The sequence below is a fragment of the Ruegeria sp. CE8 genome, assembly GCF_056537465.1.
Genome location: NZ_JBQFRP010000027.1, coordinates 1 through 4,454 on the forward strand (window position 1 = coordinate 1; position 4,454 = coordinate 4,454).

3 protein-coding genes are annotated in these 4,454 nt (G+C 62.8%); all 3 read left to right on the forward strand.

Annotation, left to right across the window (positions count from 1 at the left end):
• Positions 1–1,090: glycine cleavage system aminomethyltransferase GcvT (gene gcvT / locus ACR0AA_RS23170; protein ID WP_480757734.1), on the forward strand; the 1,090-nt coding region annotated here is incomplete at its 5' end.
• 18 nt (positions 1,091–1,108) lie between these two features.
• Positions 1,109–1,474 (forward strand): glycine cleavage system protein GcvH, encoded by a 366-nt coding sequence (gene gcvH, locus ACR0AA_RS23175; RefSeq protein ID WP_480757737.1) that lies wholly within the window; start codon positions 1,109–1,111, stop codon positions 1,472–1,474.
• 114 nt (positions 1,475–1,588) lie between these two features.
• Positions 1,589–4,447 carry an aminomethyl-transferring glycine dehydrogenase gene (gcvP, locus tag ACR0AA_RS23180; RefSeq protein WP_480666395.1) on the forward strand — a complete coding sequence of 953 codons (2,859 nt, stop codon included), beginning with the start codon at positions 1,589–1,591 and terminating at the stop codon, positions 4,445–4,447.
• Positions 4,448–4,454: the final 7 nt, after the last annotated feature.

A 4,454-nucleotide genomic window follows, 5' to 3' on the forward strand; every position in this document is an offset into this window, starting at 1 on the left:
CGCATTGAAACGCACGCCCCTTTACGACTTACACGTTGAGTTGGGAGGTAAGTTGGTTGATTTTGCTGGGTGGGAGATGCCTGTTCAGTATCCGTTGGGGATTATGGGAGAGCATAAGCAGTGTCGTGAGAAGGCGGCGTTGTTTGATGTGTCTCATATGGGTCAGGTGATCCTGCGGGGTGAGAATGTGGGTGAGAAGCTGGAAGCGCTTTGCCCGCAGGCTTATGCGACGCTGAAGGAAGGCAAGGCGCGGTACGGGTTCTTTACGAACGAAGAAGGCGGGATCATGGATGACCTGATCGTGTCGAACGCGGGGGATCACTATTTTGTGGTGGTGAACGCGGCGCTGCGTGATCAGGACATTCCGCATATGCGCGACAATCTGGACGGTGTCGAAGTGACCGAGATCTTCGACCGCGCGCTGGTGGCGGTTCAGGGTCCTGCGGCGGAAAACGTTGTGGGTGAGCTCTGCCCGGCGGCCCGTGACCTGAAGTTCATGGAAACCACCGTGGCCGATATCAACGGTGTCGAATGCCGCATCTCGCGTCTGGGCTATACCGGCGAGGACGGGTACGAGATCTCGATCCCCGAGGACAAGGCGATCGAGGTCAGCAAGGCCTTCCTGGCGCATGAGGATTGCGAAGCCGCCGGTCTGGGCGCGCGCGACAGCCTGCGGCTTGAGGCGGGTCTGTGCCTCTATGGCAATGACATCGACCAGAGCACCTCGCCGATCGAGGCCTCGCTGAGCTGGGCCATTCAAAAACGCCGCAAGGAAGAAGGCGGTTTCCCGGGTGCGGACCGCGTGCAAAAGGAACTGGCCGAAGGCCCCGCCAAAAAGCTGGTCGGCATCAAGCCCGAAGGCCGCGCACCAGCGCGCCAGGGCGTGGAAATCCAATGCGCCGAGGGCAACATGATCGGCCAGATCACCTCGGGCGTGTTTGGCCCCACGGTCGGTGGACCGGTGGCGATGGGCTATGTGTCCAAGGGCCATGGCGAGCCGGGCGAGGTGGTGAACCTGATCATCCGGGGCAAGCCGCAGCCGGCGCAGATCGTGGCGCTGCCCTTCGTCAAACAGAATTACAAGCGTTGAAGTCAGGAGAGAGACAAGATGGCAACCTATTATTCCGAAGAGCATGAATGGCTGACCGTGGACGGCGACACGGCCACGCTGGGCATCACCGCACACGCGGCCGAGCAGCTGGGTGACGTGGTGTTCGTCGAGCAGCAGGAAGCGGGTGACGAGTTCGAAAAAGGCGGCGAGATCGGCGTGATCGAATCCGTCAAGGCGGCCTCCGAGCTGTACGCGCCGGTCGATGGCGAGATTACCGAGGTGAACGAGGCGCTGGCCGACAACCCCGGCGCGCTGAACGAAGACCCCGAGGGTGAGGCCTGGATCTACAAGATCAAGATCGCGGACGCGTCGCAACTCGAAGATCTGATGGACGAGGCCGGCTACAAGGCCTTCATCGGCTGAGCCTCTGCGGGGGTCCGGATCTGGACCCCCACCCGTTCGGGCCGGAGCGGCCCGCATTCTATCGGAGGCTGCCGCAGTCTCCGCCAGACCTGACTTATTCATAGGAGCGCTGCAATGGCCTTCAAACTGACCGATTACGAAGCTTATGACTTTGCCAATCGCCGCCACATCGGGCCCAGCCCGACCGAGATGCGCGACATGTTGCAGGTGATCGGCTTCAAGACGCTGGACCAGCTGATCGACGCCACCGTCCCGCCCGCGATCCGGCAGAAGGAACCGCTGGACTGGGGTCCGGCGATGACGGAACGCGACGCGCTGTTCCACATGAAAGAGGTGGCGCGCAAGAACAAGGTTCTGACCTCGCTGATCGGTCAGGGATACTATGGCACCACCACGCCGGCGCCAATCCTGCGCAACATCCTGGAAAACCCGGCCTGGTACACCGCCTATACGCCCTATCAGCCCGAGATCAGCCAGGGCCGGCTTGAGGCGCTGTTGAACTTCCAGACCATGGTCAGCGACCTGACCGGGCTGGACGTGGCCAACGCATCCTTGCTGGACGAAGCCACAGCTGCGGCCGAAGCCATGGCGATGGCCAAGCGCGGTGGCCGGTCCAAGGCCAATAACGCGGCCTTCTTTGTCGACAAGAACTGCCATCCGCAGACCATCGCGGTGATCAAGACCCGGGCTGAGCCTCTGGGCATCGACGTGCAGGTCGCCGATCCGGATACGCTGGATGCGGGATCGGTCTTTGGCGCGATCTTCCAGTATCCCGGCACCCACGGCCATGTGCGCGACTTCACCAACGAGATTGCGGCGCTGCATGAACATAAAGCCATCGCGATTGTGGCTGCCGACATCCTGTCGCTGGCGCTGCTGAAATCTCCTGGTGAGATGGGCGCGGATATTGCCATCGGCTCGACCCAGCGCTTTGGCGTTCCGATGGGCTATGGCGGCCCGCACGCGGCCTATATGGCAACCACCGACAAGCTGAAGCGGTCCATGCCGGGTCGGATCATCGGCGTCAGCATCGACAGCCGCGGCAACAAGGCCTACCGCCTGGCGCTGCAGACCCGCGAGCAACACATTCGTCGCGAGAAAGCCAACTCGAACGTCTGCACCGCGCAGGCGCTGCTGGCCGTTATCGCCTCGATGTATGCGGTCTATCACGGCCCCGACGGCATCAAGGCCATCGCGCAATCGGTGCACCGCAAGACCTCGCGACTTGCCGCCGGTCTGGAAGAGGCGGGTTTTGCCGTCGAGCCAGAAGTGTTCTTCGACACCATCACCGTTGAGGTCGGTCACCTGCAGACTGTCGTGATGGAGGCCGCTGTGGCCCGCGGTGTGAACCTGCGCAAGGTTGGCGATACGAAAGTGGGCATCAGCCTGGACGAACAGACCCGCCCCGAGACCATCGAGGCCGTCTGGGGTGCCTTCGGCATCGACAAGAAGGATGACAGCAAGAAGAACCGCGCATATCGCCTGCCGGACTACGCGCTGCGCGAAAGCGAGTACCTGACCCACCCGATCTTCCATCAGAACCGGGCCGAGGCCGAGATCACCCGCTATATGCGTCGTCTGGCCGACCGCGACCTGGCGCTGGACCGCGCGATGATCCCGCTGGGGTCCTGCACCATGAAGCTGAACGCCACGATCGAGATGATCCCGGTCACCTGGCCCGAGTTCGGCAATCTGCACCCGTTCTGCCCCGAAGATCAGGCGCAGGGCTATCACGAGATGATTGCCGATCTGAACGACAAGCTGTGCCAGATCACCGGCTATGACGCGATCAGCCAGCAGCCCAACTCGGGCGCGCAGGGTGAATACGCAGGCCTGCTGACCATCCGCAACTACCACTTCGCCCGCGGCGAAGGGCATCGCAATGTCTGCCTGATCCCAACCTCGGCGCATGGCACCAACCCGGCCTCGGCCCAGATGGTGGGCTGGCAGGTTGTGCCGGTGCAGGCGGATGACAAGGGCAACATTGATCTGAATGACTTCCGCGCCAAGGCGGAAAAGCACTCCGATCATCTGGCCGCCTGTATGATCACCTATCCGTCCACCCATGGCGTGTTCGAGACCACCGTGCAGGAGGTCTGCCAGATCACCCATGACCACGGCGGTCAGGTCTATATCGACGGCGCCAACATGAACGCCATGGTGGGTCTGTCGCGTCCCGGTGACATTGGCGGCGATGTCAGCCACCTGAACCTGCACAAGACCTTCTGCATCCCGCATGGCGGCGGCGGCCCCGGCATGGGTCCGATCGGCGTCAAGGCGCACCTGACCGAGCATCTGCCCGGCCACCCGGAATACGGCACCGCCGTGGGTCCGGTCTCGGCGGCACCCTTTGGCTCTCCGTCGATCCTGCCGGTCAGCTGGGCCTATGTGCTGCTGATGGGCGGCGCGGGTCTGACCCAGGCCACGAAAGTGGCGATCCTGAACGCCAACTACATCGCGGCACGTCTGCAGGATGCCTACCCGATCCTCTACACGTCCGAGACGGGCCGTGTGGCGCATGAATGCATCCTCGACACCCGACCCCTGGACGAGGCGGCCCATGTCAGCGTCGACGACATCGCCAAGCGTCTGGTCGATTCAGGCTTCCACGCGCCGACCATGTCCTGGCCGGTGGCGGGCACCCTGATGGTGGAGCCCACGGAATCGGAACCCATGGCCGAGCTGGATCGCTTCTGCGACGCCATGCTGTCGATCCGGGCCGAGGCACAGGACATCATCGACGGCAAGATCGATGCGGAGAACAACCCGCTGAAAAACGCCCCCCACACGGTGCGCGACCTGGTCGGCGACTGGGACCGCCCCTACACCCGCGAACAGGCCTGCTTCCCCCCAGGCTCCATGGGCGTCGACAAATACTGGTCCCCCGTCAACCGCGTCGACAACGCATACGGAGACCGAAACCTCGTCTGCACATGCCCACCAATGTCAGAATACGAAGAAGCCGCCGAGTAAAAACGCG

Bases quoted from the DNA above. Each gene is read 5' to 3' on its own strand.
- gcvH (WP_480757737.1), top strand. From the start codon at position 1,109: ATGGCAACCTATTATTCCGAAGAGCATGAATGGCTGACCGTGGACGGC.
- gcvP (WP_480666395.1), top strand. From the start codon at position 1,589: ATGGCCTTCAAACTGACCGATTACGAAGCTTATGACTTTGCCAATCGC.